Here is a 17,156-nt window from a genome sequence, read left to right as displayed (position 1 = left end):
TTGTCCTTAACCTCATCCGTGATTGGGGGTACCGTTCGTTGTCCAAAGCCCAACGTTTTCTCCAGCATGACCTCGACAAGCTTTTTCATCTGCTGACAATAAATTAGCCCTACCCTGGATACCGTCGGGTAATCCTGTAACTTTTGTCCAAGAAGCGCCGCCATCTGAAGTGCGTCGAGCCGTAGCACCGCTAACAATTACCACAAACTGATTTGGATTAGTCGCCGACATTGCTACTCGGATCGGCATCTTGTTTTTTGGAAATGAAGCAAACTGCTTCCAGGTTAAACCGCCGTCTGTTGAAGTTGCACCCGTATAATTATTGTTCCAGCGAGTCCCGCCCACGCGCACCATTTTTAAGGGATCGCTTTCACTGTAAGCAATGCTGTAAGTATCCTGAAATGAAACACTCTTATCTCCTCCACCCAACGTTTTGGATGGGTAAGCATTCAATCCATTGTTATGGTAGAAACCGTCCACATCTGCTACACCGCTCAATAGCAAAGCTCCCTTGGGAGGCGCAACCAGAGTAAAGATGACTAATTCTTCATGTCCTTTCTGATAATTAGTCCAGACAGAAGGCTGTTTGCTAATGTTATCTGTCCGCCATATCCCGTACCAATCAGTTAACCAAACTCTTCCTGCAACTTTTGGATCGAATTCAATAGCAGACACTGATGGATTTGAGAGCATATAGTCTGACCACCAAGCAACAGTGTTGTTCATGGAGCGTTTTTGCTCTGTCCATGTGGCTCCGCCATCTATTGAGCGATATATCTTAGTATTTTTGTTTTGCTGCTTCGTAGCAACGATGATTTCCTTGGAATTGGTAGGATTGACACTCACACCATTAAAGTTATCCTTCTCATTTTTAGGGGTGATGTTTTGCCAAACCCCCTTTGCATACTTTTTAACTCCGGGATTTCCATTGAGCGTCACGTAAAGGGTACTGTCACCACCAACAGCTAGCCGCATCGCCTTTTTTGGGCTTCCGATTATCTTGCTCCACGTAATACCTGTATCGGTAGACTTGTATATTCCATCTTCGTAGACATTTGCGTAAACTAAGCCGGACTGGTTTTTGTCAAATACAATAGCCATGATTCCAATCTTTTTTTTCAGATTTCCGGGAAAAGAAGTAACTTTAGCCCATGTTTTGCCAGCATCCAGCGACTTCCAGAGTCCATCCTGCCGCGAACCGAAAAAAACGATTTTGGAATTAAGCGGATTGACAGCTAGTCTCTCGCCCATGCCTCGTCTACTTTCATTACCGCCCATCGGCAAATCTAGGTTTAGCTTTTTCCAGGTTGCACCCTGATCGGTAGATTTAAAGATTGTTCCTGGACCATTCACAAAATGCTCACCTGCTGCGATGTAAACAATATTTGGGTTATTCGGATCGAGTGCTAGCGCTTCTCCTCCGTAGTAGCGGCTTTGTTCTCGCGTAAAGTGATCAGTTAGAGGAATCCAGCTTTGATCAGTCCGATTCCAACGATAGAAGCCACCTATATCGGTTTTGATGTAAACAAGGTCTTTTTGCAACGGATGTAAATAGATACCCGTCACATAGCCACCTCCCCCCAAGGCTACATTAGCCTTCCCCAGAGATACATTTTTTTGGTAGTTTCGAGAAGTAACTACCTCTGCCTGTCCCGATGCGCTGTTGCCAATACTTCTTGCATTCCACAGTTGCTGAAGTGATACTGTAGCAAATAGGGCAATGACGGCAATCCGGGCTGCTTGACCGATAATACGGCTTTGATAAGTACCTGACTTGGTAATAATTTTGAAGGCTATATTGGCTAATAAAATTCCTACTGCCAAAACCAATAAGCTTACAAAAATTGGCGGCGCGAACCCTTGAAAGGATTTGTCCCAAAGGAACATGGCTATCCCAACATTAACATTAGCTAAAGCCGGGGTTGGCCAACAAGCGGCACCCAAAAAATCATCATTCCTCTTACCCCCATGTCAACTATAATTCCAATTCTGGAATTATAGTTGACATACCTATTTCCAGGGATAAGCCTTAATTAATTTGTAAGCTTAATTCTTTCTCCTGTTGTAATATTCTGGCATCTAGCATATCCAGAATTTCGCTGTCTTGGGTTATATCAAACTTCCTGGCAAAATGAGCATTGCTTTTAATTATTGCTGGGTAATCCTGACTTGTGAGTAGCCGAGGATGACCGTGCCGAGTGCCAGTCCAATCGATATACCGTTTATGGTCATTAGACAAATTGAATAACCCACTATTTACTAAAACAGTTTGGATAAAAGACTCATCAGGAATACAAGTTCTTTCGTAGTAACTGATTAAGTCCGGGTTTTTATGACAAAAGTCATGTAAATATTCAACACATTTTCTGGAAAGAGTCTTGAAGTAAGATCCTGCATAACAGGCAAATTTTTCATCAAATGGTGATGAATCACTACGAACTCCAACCATCATTCCATAAGAAGAGTTAAGGCGAACTAGGGGCTGAACATTATTGATAACCATACGGGGAATCTTGACTAAAGCCCGTTGCCAAAGCGATAGGTATCCACCTGAACGCCAATACTGGTAGAGATAGCGATCGCTACCTTCCCGACTACCCCAAGGATTTTGCTCGGACTCCGAAAGTACGTCAAAATACTCTAAAAAACCATCATATTTAGTGTCGGCAAGGAATTTCTCAATTTGGGGAAGTGGTTTAATAGGATAGTCTTGGCCAGTGATGTTGAAGAGCCAATCAAATTTAATGTTATTACTCAAAATCCACTCAACGGCATTCAGGTAGCCTTGAATGATAGAAAAATCTCCTCGCCCCCCAAAACCTCTAATTATATGAACATCTTGGAAGTTTCGTCGTATGGTTTTTGTATCTAAACTACAGCCCTTGAAATCATGGCTAATCAATATTTGAGAGCTAGGACTTGATTTTTTAATGGTTTGGATGAGTCGGTAAATCTGATCTGGATTCTTATGAGTCTGGATAAGATACAGAACTTTCATGATTTTAGTCTCCAGTAAATGAATTGGTCTAACGTGAAAACATCGCTTATACGAACCGAAACCCCTCTGATGTATATCCCTTTGGTTGGACACAAATAAAAGTGGATAAATACAAAGGGGTAAACACCTTTTGCAATAGCGATGCAACGCCGGCTAGTATATACTATTACACCCAAACTTCTGACAATCAGCCTAAAACTATCCTCTTCCGCCTGAAAGATTTAAGTTAAAATATTAACAGGTAGGAATAAGCTTGGATAGGTTTCCTAATGTTAACTCTCTCCTATTTTGGGCAAGCAAATTTATACGTTTACTGGTCAGACAGTAATCAGTAACGCCAAAATGTTTGCTTATTTATTGGTACCTTGATGACCTTAACAAAAAGGTCTTTTCCCTACCAATTAACCAGCCAGCAATCAACAAGAACAGCGTAATGAATTGAAACCTGCGAGAAAATATTAGTATGCACTTAGCTTCTTGGCTTTTATCGGCTAAGCAAATACAACTTGGCTCCCAAACAACTTAGGGGGGAGTACCTCCAACTTCAGGCATTCCATTGAAGTCCGCTATTGACCCAAACAAGTATGCTGCTCCCCGGTTTGTATGACGGCTTTGATGAACCCAGCTTTTTTTATCTACAGCTACGGTCATAATACAGCTCCCAATCTAAACACCGATGACCAGACTGAAACCACCATTGCAACCGTTTATTGCAAGACTTTAACAATACTCAACATCCATACATCTTGTTACATGAAAATCTAGCAGGCTTCCTCCTTAAGAGAGACATTCGATGTCAAGGTTATTTTTACTAAAGTTAAAATCAACTCATACGCCAAGAGTAAAATAACCGCAATAAGCAGCAATATTGCACATCTTGCGGGGATAGATGGTAAACTTTATCCCCGCAAGATGTGCAATATTCCGCAAGACCCCTACCCCTCTTAGTTGCCCCGTTTCCGGGGCAAGCTCAGGAGAATTTATGATTTATGGAGGTTGGGTAAGCAAAAGTTAAGTTTAACGAGGTAGAATATCCCTTTCGTAAAGACGGAGTTCAATTGATAAAGTTCCACATCACGTTATCCAAATTTTTTTAAAGGCGCGAGCCTTTAAAAATGAGGCTAGCCAGAAAGCCGCAGTCATTTTGGAAGCAACAGCCTCAATTTCGTAGTAGACAGGGTGGGGTAGCCGCCAGAGTATAGCTGTCACTATGGCGATGTTACAAAATTCCAGGCAGAAGACTTAAGCAATTCATCCCGGCTGAGTGGGGCTAAACCCTCTAACCAATTTTTGAGCTAAAAAATTTGCAGACCGCACTCATTTACAAGCAAGTCATAAATTCTGCCATCATGCCATTTGAAATTTTGTAACTTGCCATCTTGACATTCTTTAGTATCGATTAAACCACTCTCGAAAACCATGTAAGGTTTATGAGTCTTTAATGTTTGGATAGCGCCTCTAAAAATCTGCAATACCCCTTCGGCATCTACCTTTATAGAATAAATTTTTAAGTCGGAATAGGTTCTGTGAGAGCATTAGGATTATGGATCTCCCAGCACGATTTATCTAAGCTACTTAGGGCAGAGGAATTGACTACATACCAAAAAGTTGTTTCTGCCACTGAATCACTCAAAGCTATTTGCCTGAAATTATAGCAATTCTCGCACTCATGAGGCACAGTAACAGCAATGAGCAAACCAGTTACGAATATTTTCCTGAGTTACCTCAAGCATGGCGTTGGTGATAGCATCAATTAAATCTTTGTAGGTTCTTGCTGCTGTCTTTCTCAAAATAGATTTAACTTTTGACTAGAAATTTTCAATTGGGAAAACTCAGGAGAGTAAGGAGATAAGTACAGGAGTTTTGCTCCGGCTTTTTCTATAAATTCTCTTACCATCTCTCCTTGATGGATTTTGGCATTGTCCATAACAACACAAGCATCCTTCCAGAGCTTAGGAATTAATTTATGAACGATAAACGCTTCAAATGTATCACCATCTACTGCCCCATAAATATTGACTGATGCTATCAACTCTTGAACTGATAAAGCAGCAATTAAAGAAACATTCTTCCCTCTCTTTTGTGGCTTCTCCCCTCTAGCTCTTTTCCCTTTTAAAGCTCTGGCATAAAGCCTCAGCATTGCCAGGTTAACTCCTGATTCGTCAATGAAAACCAAGTTTTCTACCCGGATATCTCGAATTTTTGACCAAAATTCACCTCGCTGTTCCTGTATTTTCTCACTTTCTTTTTCTGCGGCGTAGAGAGTTTTTTTTTACGCTATAGTTTAATTTTTGTATAATTCTTCCCATTGTTGCTCGACTGACTCTAACTTGTACCTTTTCTTCAAGTAAGTCACAAAGTTCTTCGAGGCTCGCGTCATTATTGGTTTCGATGATTTCTACTAAATCAATTAATTGCTCTTCCTTGAGCTTAGGTTCAGGGCTTCCCCCTTGAGGCTGAGGATGAATATCTCCTGTTTCTTTATATTGCTTGAGTAATTTTTGGATAAAGCTTTTAGCAACATAAAATCGTTGAGCCAGACTCCTTATGGAGATACTTTCCTTTTCATAGACTTCAATGATTTTCTGCCTAAATTCAATCGGATAGGGTTTCATCGCTGATTTTTATAATTGATATACTTGAATTACATCGTACCCCATAAATATGAGAACTGCTATAATATTCAGAAACCTTTTTTTAAGTTTATTAGCTAACCTTGGTATTGGATCTAAAGTATAGTAATACCCTAAAGGTTAAAGTTCTAAAATCTTAATTAAAAAATCACCTGCGTTACAGCAAACATCAATACACTTGGAGTGTTTCGTCAAAACACGAGACATAATTTGAGTAGTGAAAGAATTGTTTTGTCTATCAATAACCTCCCAGCGCTCCCAAGGCTTTACAATATTCAAAATCGACATAGTAAAAGCATCAACAAATGTACCCTAAATCGGCTCTTTCAATAAATTTTTTATTTCTAAAAAGTTTTTCATTTCTTGCTCCACGTACTTAAACAGCAAAAGTTTTCTTCTATCTGTTTGAATTATGTTTAATGCAAGGGAAAACAATAGCTGATTATATGGATTGTCCCGACTGCTCTTGAAGAATGCGACGTTTCTGGGTAGTCCCTGTCATTTTGGAAGCAACAACCTCAATTTGGGAGTACAAAGGCTGGGGTAGCAGCCAAAGCATATAAGCAGCAGCTAAAGTCATTAACGTGCGACGCGGCTGCTCAAGCACGAGCCGCCAGTGAGCAGCTAAAGCTTGGTGCATCAGTTGCACAGCCATTGAGCCGGCTTTTAGACGCACCGCACTCCTAGCTAAATACCGCAGCTGATAAGCTTTAGTTGGGTTCTCCCACTGGGCGATTAATTCTGGAGCATAAGAACGGGTTTTTTCAATCACCTTTTGCAAAGCCTCGAATTGGTTAAGCAGGCTTGCTGAAAGTCCTCCAGAATTTACCCGGTATAACGTCAACGCTTCCGGAATCCCCTCAATTTTCCAGTTAGTTTGTAAAACAATGCGAAGCCAACATTCTATGTCCTCTGCCTGACGAAAAACGTCATCAAAATAAAAATCTTCAACAGTACCGTAAAGATTATCTTGAAATTTAATCGCTTCCAACACTTCTTTGCGAATCACTACCGCCGAACCATTTCCTACTGGATTATCCCGCAGTAAATCTGGCGGAGTAATTTCCTTAAGTTTTGGCATTAAATAGGTACCCAACGAGCTTCCCGCTTCGTCGATAAAAGCAGAACGGCTAAAGCTAATTCCTACGGATGGGGAACTTTCTAGATGTTCACAATGTTTTTCCAACTTTTCTGGTAACCACAAGTCGTCTCCATCTAAAAGAGCTATATAGTCTCCTTGAGCGTGGCGAATTCCCGTGTTTCTAGCTCCAGCTAGTCCCCGGTTTTTCTGGCTGACAATTTTAATTCTAGGGTCTGTAAATTGCTGACAAATTTCTACACTCCTATCTGGTGAATCGTCATCAACAACAATAATTTCAAAGTTTTGGTAAGTTTGAGCAAGAACTGATTCAATGGCAGCAGCTATGTATTCCTCGACTTTGTAGGTTGGAATAATTACAGAAAACTTTTTCATTTTGAACACGAACCTTGTACAGTAGTTTGCATGATTCTTTCATCGAGCATATCTAAAATCCTAGTGTCCCGATCTATCTCAAACTTTCTCGCAAAGTAAATATCGTCTCTAATTAACTTTGGATAATAGTCAATGGTGAGAATAGCGGGATGCCCGTGGCGGCTGTTTTTCCAATCAATGTAGCGCATATTGCACGGGTAGAAGTTGAATAAGCCACTATTGATTAAGATAGTTTGGATAAAGGATTCATCAGGAAGGCGGGTTTTTTTGTAGTAGTCGATCAATTCAGGATGTTGCTGGGAAAATTCATGGATATATTGAACGCAATTTCTAGAAATGGTTTTAAAGTAAGAGCCACCGTAACATAAAAAATTCTCATTAAATGGGGTTAAAAGGGAGCGCACTCCAACAATCAATCCATAAGAAAAATCAATCCGGAGCCAAGGTTGAATATTATTAAGAAACAGTCGAAGAGGCTTGAGTAAACCTCGTTGCCATTTGGCTAACTCTATGCCTGACCACCAGTATTGATAGAAGTAACGGTCGCGTCCATCCTTCGCCCCCCACGTACATTTTTCTGAAAGCACATTAAAATAATCAAAAAAGCCATCATACGTAGTTTCTGCCAGGAATTTCTCAATTTCGGGAAGCGGTTGAGTAGGATAGTCTTGGCCTGTGATGTTAATTAGCCAGTCAAATTCAATTTTGTGGTTCAACAGCCAATCAATCGCTTCTAAATAAGCTTGAACTAAGGCAAAGTTACCTCTCCCCCCTATAGCACTCAGGACTTTAACATCTGGCAAATTTTCTAAAAGTTCTACCTCTAACTTACTGCCAGCGAAGTTATGACTCACCAGTACGAAAGAGTCAGGACTCGACTTTTTAATAATGTGAACTAGCCTATAGATTTGCTCTGGATTCTTGTAGGTTTGGATAAGGTAGGCAATCTTCATAATGCTCAATACATCCTGGTGTTGATAAGGTGTTTATAGAAAAGTTGATTTGTGGCTGTTTATGCTACTTATCGGGATTGATCTTGAAGAATGCGCCGTCTTTGGGAAGCTCCTGTCATCTTTAAAGCAAAGCTTTCCATCTGGCGGTAGAGTGGTTGTGGTAGCAGCCAAAGGGAATAAGCAGCCCCCAACGTTAAAAGTGTCCGGCGTGGCTCCTCAAGAATAATGCGCCAGTGGATAGATAAAGCTCGATGAGCCATTTCCACAGCAGTTGGAGCGGCTTTCAAACGTACTGCCCATCGGGCTAGCTTCCGTAACTCATAAGCTTTGGCACGATTTCCATGCTGAGCAATCAAATCTGGAGCATAGGAACGGGTTTTTTCTAGCACCTTCTCCAAATCTTCCAATTGCTTCAGAAAGTTTGTTGAAGCCCCTCCAGAATTGACTCGGTAGAGCGTTAAAGCTTCAGGAATACCTTCTGCTTGCAAATTGGTTTTCAAGGCAATGCGAAGCCAGCACTCGACATCTTCAAAATGTCGTAATTGCTCATCAAAGTAACAATTTTTTTCGTTATAATCTTGAAACTTAATTGCTTCAAAAACTTCTCGCCGAATCACTGGAACCGAACCATTTCCGATTGGGTTGCGACAGAGTATTAGGGGTGGGGTGATTTCTTTAAGCTTAGGCATTTGATAGATACCTAAGGGTTGTCCGGCTTCATCGATAAAAGCAGAACGGCTAAAACTTAGTCCAACATTAGGTGAGTTTTCCAGATGTTCAATATGTTTCTCTAACTTTTCTGGCAACCACAGATCGTCCCCATCTAAAAAAGCCAGATATTCTCCCTTCGCATGGCGAATTCCTGTATTACGAGCAGCGCATACTCCTTGATTTGGTTGGCGAATAACTGTAATTCTGGAGTCTGTAAATTGCTGACAAATTTCTACACTTCGGTCAGGAGAACCATCATCAATAATCAGCAGTTCAAAATTTTTATAGGTTTGCTCCAGAACAGATTGCACTGTAGAAGCTATATATTTTTCGACTCCGTAAACTGGAATAATGACAGAAACTTTTTTCATGTTTCAATCTAACCTAAAGTTTAATTACGGGTGTTCGCGAACTTTTGGAGGTGTATTTGAATAGCGATAAGGCTACAAGTTTATTGCTAGTAAAGAGAAATATTGCCTGTAGCGCTCCAACGACTCGTTTAAGCATTTTGTTAAAGGCATTATACAAAATCAATCTGTTTATGACTTAAATACTTAAATTTTTAGGAAAAACATAACGTGTAGCCCAAAATGTAAACAAAGGCAGGCAAATTACGTGAACCAGAAAAACAGATATAGCTACTCCAATAGCTCCCCAGTGAATTCCCATAAATAGTGCGCCAATAAACATACCAGTAAACACTATGTTCCAACGAAATTCTAAGTTAGGTTTACCAATAGCCACCAACAGCTTCGCAGATGTATCGGCAAAAGGTCTTGGAATTGCTGATAGGCAAATCACAATCAAAATTGGGATAGCCACCACCCATTTTTGCCCAAAAATAATAGGTACATAGAAAGGAGCTAAGCTAGACTGTAGAATAACTAAGGGGACAATAACAAAACTAATAACTTTGATGCTTTCCAAATAACGCTTCTTCAATTCAAACTTGTTTGAACGTGCTGCACATAAATGAGGATAGACAGAGGAACTAATAGCGTTAATAATACTTAAACTAACGCCTAACCCTCCATTGAAGCCAAAGAAATATATTCCTAATTCTTTAACTCCTAAAAAGCGCCCAACTATTAAATAATCTAAGCTATTTCTCAGTGTTTTTAGAAATTCAACACCGAGGATATTTTTACCGAAGCTAAGAAGCTCTTTCCAATACTTTGTTGTTATTCCCTTAGTTGGACGCCAGACATGGTTATGACGATAAATGAAAACTGCAATAGGAGAAGTTAAAAGTCCAGGCAGTACAAATGCCCACACACCCATACCTAAATAAGCAATTACAGCAGATGAAACATAACTAATAGAAGTCATAGTTAGATTATTAATTGCACAAATTTTTAATCTATTTTCTCTCTGAATAAGCGCACACTGTATAGCAGCTGTAGGCCAAAATAAATAACCTATTGCTCCGACACATATTGGTAAAATAAGCCGAGGCTCTTTATAAAACCAAGAAATAGGAAAAGCTAAAATACACTGGATTGCAAATAACGCGAAATAAATTAACCAGTTTAACCAATATGCTGAGTTACATAAGCCGTTTAAGTCTTCTTTATCAGTTTGAATAATCTGTGCATTAATGCCTACATTGGTGAACACCCGTGTAAAATCCCCAACCGTCAAAACAATTGCTCCCAAACCGTAATCGTAAGAAGTTAGATAGCGTGCTAAAACAACAATTACTCCTATACGCAAAATTCGAGGAACTAGCTCTGACATACCCATCCACCCAATATTGCGGATGAACGGGTTAGACAGCTTCTTTTTTAGCTTAGGAACAATGGCTAATATGGTTTGCATTTTGGTTCTAGTAATTCTTATCCAAGTAGTAAGTTCACAAGCACTTTTGATAAAAAGGCTTCGCTTAGAGGGTTTTAGGAAGATACGAAAGCTTTATCCTCCTTAGAGCCTTGAATAGGGGTAGCGCGAATTTTGCTAATAATTTGGAGCAGATAACTAGCAATTATAGGTGAGAGGACTCGAATCAATAGCAGCTTGATAGTTAAAGCTTGAGCGCTTTTGTCTAGCAAAATTCGTGGACGCAGGCTAATGGCTTTTTGCAATTTCTGAGCAGCCTGCTTAGCTCCGTCAGCATTTGAAATACGTGTCAAGCATAGGTGCGCCAAGAACTGATAGACATTAGCTATGCTCTGATTCTTGAGGGGTTGTAATTCCAGTGGAGCCTCTTGAAATGCTCTCTCAATTACAATTAAATGATATTTTTCCATCACCTCAACTTTGGATGACATTGCCCCTGAAGATTGTCGGTAAAAAATTTGTGGTTTAGGAACTACAACAAAATGCCAACGAGCAGCTAACCGTAGCCAGTATTCCCAGTCTTCACAAGATTTCAGAGTGGGGTCAAACTCTCCTACAGATGCGATCGCTTCCCTGCGGATCATAACATTGGAGCCGCTATCTATGAAATTTCCGAGTAACAAATCTCGATATACATTACCTTCAAAGACTACAGACCTACCTCCATGAAAATATTCCCCTTTGTCATCCATAAAGCGAGTCCAGCTATAAGCAACTCCAGCCTGGGGATGCTCTTGCAATGCTCGGAGCTGTAGATCTAACTTATCGCGTGTCCATAAGTCATCAGCATCGATAAATGTAATAAATTCTCCAGTAGCATGCGAAATACCGCGATTGCGAGCTACTGGTAGACCTCCATTACTATATGAAAACACTTTGAGACGAGGGTCTTGCACCGTGCCAATCAATTCTAAAGTCCCATCGCTAGAGCCATCATTAATTACAATCAGCTCAAAGTTACAATAAGTTTGTTGCAACACCGATTCAATAGTTTTTAGAATCGTGCGTTCAGCATTGTAAGCAGGAATAATAACAGATATGGCTGGCATGTTGTCTTTTGTTGATTTGAGGAGAAAAGAATAATTTTAGATGTCGAACTGGTAGTATATTTTAAGTTGGGTCAGCCGTTAGGGCTGCTGTATCTTCAATAACCCTCAGTATTACTTTTTCAACCCCGTCAACCATTCTGTCTACAGTGAATTCAGATAAAATATGTTCGCGACATCTCTTACCTAGCTGAGCATTTTTATCTCTCCAATTGATCATCTGGATCAAATTATGTGTTAAATCTTGTTCATCTCCGGCCTTAAACAGCCCACTTTGAAACTCTCCTGTCAATATCTCCGGAATGCCTCCAGTTCGACTTGCTACCACAGGAGTTCCACAAGCCATTGACTCAATAACCGTTCTTCCAAAGGGTTCAGACCATAGGCTGGGCACGACTGTTATATCGCTGACTTGATAAACAGACGTAGCATTATCTACATGACCAAGAAAGCTCACATACTTTTCTATACCCAAATTGCTTACTAGCTTTTCCAAGGATTTTTTGTATTCCTCACCTTGGACTACAGGTTTACCAGCAATTAATAGCCTAGCGCTAATACCACTTTTCAGCAGTAAGGCAAAGGCTTTAATCAGCGTTTCCAGCCCCTTTTCTTTATCTAACCTGCCGACATACGAAATTAATCTCATATCTTGGGGAATATTCCATTCTTTCCTGATTGCATAAAAATCCTTTGCAGGTTTGAATACTTTCGGGCTAACCCCGTTATGTACAACATCAATTTTTTCTTCTTTAAAGCCACTGCTAACCCAATCCAGCTTAGTTTGGTGGGAGACTGCAATAAACTGCTTTACGCCCTTAAGTCCAATGTTCCACTGCCATTCAACATATGTACTTGGGGGTTCAGGTGGAGGTATACGGAGATAACAAACAAAGGGAACATTTTTGGATAAAGCCAAAAGGCGACCAAAAAGACTATCTTGATACTGATTACTCAAAACAATACTATCTTTACTTGTATTAAGTATCCAAGTAGCCTTCCAAAGACCAGTTAGGAACCTAAAAATAAATAGTTTTTGATAAACTGTAAACCAGCTAAGCTTGATTACATGGACGCAAAAATTTTGATACTGCGCCACTAAGTCCCCTTCTATCGTATAAAGCAGGCTGATAATATGTCCACGCTGAGATAGCTCAGAGCAAAGACGTAACAGGCTTCGCTCCTGCCCGCCTCGGCGAGAAGAGGGTTCCTGCTCTAAAACAATAATGTGCATAAATTTGCATCTCCTTAGCTTATTTAATATCTGAAAGCGGTATTAGAGTTAGTACCGCCACTTGGAACAATTTAGAACTTTATAGTTGGGTGGCATAGGTTCCCGATAAAACAATCATTGTTTAACAACTCCTAATAGAACTTGCTCAATCCCTTCGACTAGTTTGTCTAAAGTAAATTTGGATAAAACATACTCGCGGCATCTGTCACCCAATTGCCGATCTTTATCTCGCCAATTGATAATTCGATTTAGAGTATCTGCCAAATTTCGTTCATCTCCAGCTTCAAACAGCCCACTTTGAAACTCTTTTGTCAATATCTCCGGAATACCCCCAGTTCGGCTAGCTACCACAGGAGTTCCACAAGTCATTGACTCAACAACCGTTCTTCCAAAGGGTTCAGACCATAGGCTAGGCAGGACTGTTATATCGCTGACTTGATAAACAGATGTAGTATTATCTACATGACCAAGAAAGCTCACATACTTCTCTATACCCAAATCGCTTACTAGCTTTTCTAAGGATTTTTGGTATTCCTCAGCCTCGCTTACAGGCTTTCCAGCAATCAATAGCTTAGGGTTAGCGCCACTTTTGACAATTGCAGCGAAGGCTTTGAGCAGAGTTTCCAGCCCCTTTTCTTTATCCAGCCTTCCTACATAGGAAATAACTCTAGTTCCTTCAGGAATATTCCATTCCTTTCTAGTTAGGGAAAAATCTTTTGATGGTTTGAATACTGCTGAATCAGCTCCGTTATATACAACGTCAATTCTCTCATCTTTAAAACCGCTGTTAATCCAATCTAACTTTGTCTTGTTTGAAACAGCGATAAACTTTTTTACGCGCTTCAGCGCCATAGTATGCGGACGCCCAAATCCCCCTGGTGGAGGTAGCTGGAGATAACAAACTTGGGGAATATTATTTAATAAGGATAATACAAATCCAAAAAAAATGTCTTGATAACGATTGCTGTAAACAACGCTATTTTTAGTAACCGCAACCCTAAAAATGTCTGCCAAGAAATTAAACGTATAATTTATATTATGCCGATCTAGCATAAAAGTTTTAACGTTAACTAACTGACTACAAAATTCTTGATAATGTTTAAGCAGATCCCCTTCTTTGAGATATAAAAGAGTGATACTATGCCCACGTTTAGAAAGACCGCGACAAATTTCTAGTAAGTTTAGCTCCTGTCCACCACGACGAGAAGATGGCTCATTCTCTAAAGCAATAATGTGCATATAATTCGGAAAGTTCTGATTCCTATAGAGCATATTCTTTTTCTTCTTGAGAAAAATGAAACCCCTGTAAATTTTCTTTAAAAGCAATTCCCATTAGCAACAATCCAGGCCAAAAGGTATAGGCAAGGATTTCCACACCTTCGGAGAAACCAAAAATAAATAAAACTAAGACTATACTTAACGCAGTCCTGGCAGTCTTGCTACCTTGGGATTTGATAAGTAAATCTATAAAGCTCCATACCAGAGGAACTCCAAAAGCACAGCAACCTACTAATCCTCTTACGAAAAGTAGAGTAATCCAAGTGTCATGAGAACCAATAGGCATATGTTCTACTATTTTAGGGCCAGGAAATTCTGATATTCCATGCCCCCAAATAGGCGCATCTTGCCAACGATGTATTTCTATCTCCTTTAATACCTTTCTAATTCTTGAAGACCCGGCGCGAGCATTGGTAAAATTATCTTTGGCAGTATTAAAAAATTCTATAAGCGCGGGAGCTAGGATGGCTACGAAGAAACTTGCTACTCCTAATGCAATTTGCATCAGGGGTTTGGCAAATATTCTTGACAATATCGAAGTTAATATTAGAACAGCAGGAAGGCATACAATACCACTTCGTGAAACTGAAACCCAAACCATAGCTACGGCACCAATCATGCCAACCCACCGCCATTTTAGGTTTGACTCTTCGCGTGCTAGAAAGAAATAGATATTGCCTGCTAATCCTAAAGCAGGGGGCCAGGGTGTAAACAATTGCATACGAAGTTCATTACTAGGAGCCAGAGGATCGTAACCACTTGCTCCGATTAATACCCAGTAATACGTTCTTCCACCTTTTGCTATAGCTTGCAATGGAGAAAGAAATAAAATTGCAAAATTAAATTGAACAAATAAATAGGTGATTGCAATTACAATTAGACTGTGAAGACAGATAATACAAGCGGCTCTATAAATTAATTCTTTTCGTATATTCAAACTACCTATCAAAGGAATTAAGGCGTATAGGGCCCAGCTTCTAGTAAAATCAACTAATGAGCTTATGAGTGTAAAATTTCCTATTTTATAGTCTATGTGACCAACAACCAAACCCACCAACATGACTATCATGGAAATAATCCATACCCATACCGCAGAGGGAATATAAATTTTCTCCTCCTCTGGAGTATCTTCTGTTTGATTCCAGAGTTTTTTACATAGGTATACAGCTAGGAAACTAGCAAGACCCCATACCCAGACCATCTGTGCGCCCATGAAGTAAAGCGCATAGGTTCCTATCATTGAATACCAAACCAATTTTTCCTCAAAATTTTGAGGTTTCATAAGTAAAATTCCATAACAACGACTATCGCCTACCAAGACATTTTGCATTAAATAGATTTACAACTAAGTAGGTTTGGATTGTACAGATATGGCTTTGTTTTTAGACATCTGATTCTTGTTTTTGTACAGCCCTAGCGTTACTAATCCGGTGGTTAAGAATAGGGAGCCTAAACCTGCACCCAAGAAAGCAAATTTCTTTTTGGGTGAAGAGGGGGAAGCAGGTAAGGTCGGCTCTACTAGCATTTGAATGACAGGATAAGATCCTAAAGCATTAGATTTGCTAATATCCAAGTTGGTAATAGTTGAAGAGAACACTGCTTCTGCAACATTTAAGTCCCGCTTAAGAGCTTCTAAGGTGATTTCCTTTTGAGCTAAAGCTTTATGGCGATTTTCTAGCTGTGTGATTTGTCTGTCTATCTCCTGAGCTTGCGCTTGTAATCCTTTTTGCTCTGTTTGAACAACTACCAAATCTTGAAAAAGCTTCTCCCTAGCGCCACCAGATGTATTGCTATCAAGATTGAGTTGTGCGAGAGTATCTTCAGCTATGGGTCGTCCCAAAATAGCCTGACCTCGTTGTGTTAGGGCAACTTTTGCTGCGTCTCGTCTGGCTCGTTCTCTAACTACTGTAGGATTGGCTGGCAAAAACTTTGATTCTAAAACAACGAGGGCAGAATTGGCTTCATTATAGGTTTGCAGATATTGCTGAAATAGCTGATCCGATTGGAGGGCAAAGGCATCAGCCGCTTGCTGAGAGGATAAATTTAAATTCGTGGATAGTTGTTGCAGACGAGCGTTAGCTTGCTGCTGTTGAGAGATAACCTCAGCTCGGTTCTTGCGAAGCTCTTCAATATTAGTTGAAAGACTTGTTACTTGCTCATTACCGCTCAATCCCGAACGAGCTTTGTAGGTAGAAAGTTTAGCCTGAGCAGCTTCTAACTTTTTCTGAGAACCAATCAGTGATTCTTGCAAACCTGCATCTCGTTGAGCAATTTCTTGACGTCTGAGCTGGGCAAGTCTTTCTTGAAAGGCTTGGTAAATAGCTAGGTTTTTCTTTTTAGCGTCTTCTGGAGTATCACCCTTAAACTCAAAGGTTATGAGAGTAGTGTTTTGCACTAACTTGATCCGCGGGCTGCCAAAGTCTTCCAAAAGCATATTCAGCTTTTTAGCTGCTGCCTTCATTACAAGCTCACTGGAAATAATAACCTTGTAAACTTCTCTTGGATCTTGGATAGCACTATTTGCGTAGGGAGAGTAGTTTTCATAGGAAGCAGAACCCACGTTTGGCAAGGTAACTCTCGCATCTGACCCGGCTCCAGGTAAAGTAAGAATCATCTCACTAGCATACTTGGGCTGGGCAATCTTCAAGTAAAATAAAACGGCTGCCCAAAGAGCTACATTGGTTGCTAAACCGACGATACCTAAGACTAAGTAATATCTCCAAGCGCCTTTGCGTACTGCTGATTGAGGTACTGTTGTCTTGGAAGGGGCTGGGGATTTGGAGATGGTTAAAGAACCGTTTTTCTCAAAATCCTCATTTGTCGGGAAAAGGGAGCGTTTCATATGTCTTAGGCTTAGAAGTTACTTAGAAGTTACGCTATTGTTATCCAGATTATTTGGCCTTGTAATTACTGATTTTAAAATCAAGAAGGCAAGGCAAATTGCAGCTTATAGAACACTTTATCGGTTTGATATGTAAATTTTGGTGCCGCTG

General features: G+C 40.1%; 12 protein-coding genes and 1 pseudogene. All 13 read right to left on the bottom strand.

Annotated elements, in window-relative coordinates:
• Positions 1-12 precede the first annotated feature (12 nt).
• Positions 13-1,887, bottom strand: coding sequence for a hypothetical protein (locus H6F74_RS28810; protein ID WP_190445525.1), 1,875 nt, complete (start codon positions 1,885-1,887; stop codon positions 13-15).
• A 142-nt stretch (positions 1,888-2,029) separates the two neighbouring features.
• Entirely contained in the window at positions 2,030-2,998 is a 969-nt protein-coding gene (locus H6F74_RS28805; protein ID WP_190445524.1) for a beta-1,6-N-acetylglucosaminyltransferase, read from the bottom strand.
• A 522-nt stretch (positions 2,999-3,520) separates the two neighbouring features.
• Positions 3,521-3,649, bottom strand: coding sequence for a hypothetical protein (locus H6F74_RS30805; RefSeq protein ID WP_277875892.1), 129 nt, complete (start codon positions 3,647-3,649; stop codon positions 3,521-3,523).
• A 1,016-nt stretch (positions 3,650-4,665) separates the two neighbouring features.
• Positions 4,666-5,613: pseudogene (locus H6F74_RS28800) on the bottom strand (IS630 family transposase).
• A gap of 460 nt (positions 5,614-6,073) precedes the next feature.
• Positions 6,074-7,105, bottom strand: coding sequence for a glycosyltransferase family 2 protein (locus H6F74_RS28795; RefSeq protein WP_190445523.1), 1,032 nt, complete (start codon positions 7,103-7,105; stop codon positions 6,074-6,076).
• On the bottom strand, positions 7,102-8,058 hold the full coding sequence (locus H6F74_RS28790) for a beta-1,6-N-acetylglucosaminyltransferase (RefSeq protein ID WP_190445522.1): 957 nt from the start codon (positions 8,056-8,058) through the stop codon (positions 7,102-7,104). Before H6F74_RS28790 ends, H6F74_RS28795 begins: the two co-directional genes overlap by 4 nt.
• A gap of 68 nt (positions 8,059-8,126) precedes the next feature.
• Positions 8,127-9,140, bottom strand: coding sequence for a glycosyltransferase family 2 protein (locus H6F74_RS28785; RefSeq protein ID WP_190445521.1), 1,014 nt, complete (start codon positions 9,138-9,140; stop codon positions 8,127-8,129).
• A gap of 175 nt (positions 9,141-9,315) precedes the next feature.
• A complete protein-coding gene (locus H6F74_RS28780) occupies positions 9,316-10,587 on the bottom strand; it encodes a lipopolysaccharide biosynthesis protein (protein ID WP_190445520.1) in 1,272 nt (423 codons plus the stop codon).
• 74 nt (positions 10,588-10,661) lie between these two features.
• A complete protein-coding gene (locus tag H6F74_RS28775; RefSeq protein WP_190445519.1) occupies positions 10,662-11,654 on the bottom strand; it encodes a glycosyltransferase in 993 nt (330 codons plus the stop codon).
• A 61-nt stretch (positions 11,655-11,715) separates the two neighbouring features.
• On the bottom strand, positions 11,716-12,885 hold the full coding sequence (locus H6F74_RS28770; RefSeq protein ID WP_190445518.1) for a glycosyltransferase family 4 protein: 1,170 nt from the start codon (positions 12,883-12,885) through the stop codon (positions 11,716-11,718).
• Between the two features lie 114 nt (positions 12,886-12,999).
• Positions 13,000-14,124, bottom strand: coding sequence for a glycosyltransferase family 4 protein (locus H6F74_RS28765; RefSeq protein WP_190445517.1), 1,125 nt, complete (start codon positions 14,122-14,124; stop codon positions 13,000-13,002).
• A gap of 22 nt (positions 14,125-14,146) precedes the next feature.
• Positions 14,147-15,445 carry an O-antigen ligase family protein gene (locus H6F74_RS28760; RefSeq protein WP_190445516.1) on the bottom strand — a complete coding sequence of 433 codons (1,299 nt, stop codon included), beginning with the start codon at positions 15,443-15,445 and terminating at the stop codon, positions 14,147-14,149.
• 63 nt (positions 15,446-15,508) lie between these two features.
• Positions 15,509-17,005 carry a hypothetical protein gene (locus H6F74_RS28755; RefSeq protein WP_199301721.1) on the bottom strand — a complete coding sequence of 499 codons (1,497 nt, stop codon included), beginning with the start codon at positions 17,003-17,005 and terminating at the stop codon, positions 15,509-15,511.
• Positions 17,006-17,156 lie beyond the last annotated feature (151 nt).

Origin of the sequence: Trichocoleus sp. FACHB-90 (assembly GCF_014695505.1) — a bacterium.
GTDB classification, from domain to species: domain Bacteria; phylum Cyanobacteriota; class Cyanobacteriia; order Cyanobacteriales; family FACHB-T130; genus Funiculus; species Funiculus sociatus.
The sequence above is the reverse complement of the archived record's forward strand: the minus strand, read 5'-3'. Positions and strand labels throughout refer to the sequence as shown.

Coding starts and splice junctions, on each gene's coding strand:
- H6F74_RS28810 (WP_190445525.1), bottom strand. CDS start 1,887: ATGTTCCTTTGGGACAAATCCTTTCAAGGGTTCGCGCCGCCAATTTTT.
- H6F74_RS28805 (WP_190445524.1), bottom strand. CDS start 2,998: ATGAAAGTTCTGTATCTTATCCAGACTCATAAGAATCCAGATCAGATT.
- H6F74_RS30805 (WP_277875892.1), bottom strand. CDS start 3,649: ATGACCGTAGCTGTAGATAAAAAAAGCTGGGTTCATCAAAGCCGTCAT.
- H6F74_RS28795 (WP_190445523.1), bottom strand. CDS start 7,105: ATGAAAAAGTTTTCTGTAATTATTCCAACCTACAAAGTCGAGGAATAC.
- H6F74_RS28790 (WP_190445522.1), bottom strand. CDS start 8,058: ATGAAGATTGCCTACCTTATCCAAACCTACAAGAATCCAGAGCAAATC.
- H6F74_RS28785 (WP_190445521.1), bottom strand. CDS start 9,140: ATGAAAAAAGTTTCTGTCATTATTCCAGTTTACGGAGTCGAAAAATAT.
- H6F74_RS28780 (WP_190445520.1), bottom strand. CDS start 10,587: ATGCAAACCATATTAGCCATTGTTCCTAAGCTAAAAAAGAAGCTGTCT.
- H6F74_RS28775 (WP_190445519.1), bottom strand. CDS start 11,654: ATGCCAGCCATATCTGTTATTATTCCTGCTTACAATGCTGAACGCACG.
- H6F74_RS28770 (WP_190445518.1), bottom strand. CDS start 12,885: ATGCACATTATTGTTTTAGAGCAGGAACCCTCTTCTCGCCGAGGCGGG.
- H6F74_RS28765 (WP_190445517.1), bottom strand. CDS start 14,124: ATGCACATTATTGCTTTAGAGAATGAGCCATCTTCTCGTCGTGGTGGA.
- H6F74_RS28760 (WP_190445516.1), bottom strand. CDS start 15,445: ATGAAACCTCAAAATTTTGAGGAAAAATTGGTTTGGTATTCAATGATA.
- H6F74_RS28755 (WP_199301721.1), bottom strand. CDS start 17,005: ATGAAACGCTCCCTTTTCCCGACAAATGAGGATTTTGAGAAAAACGGT.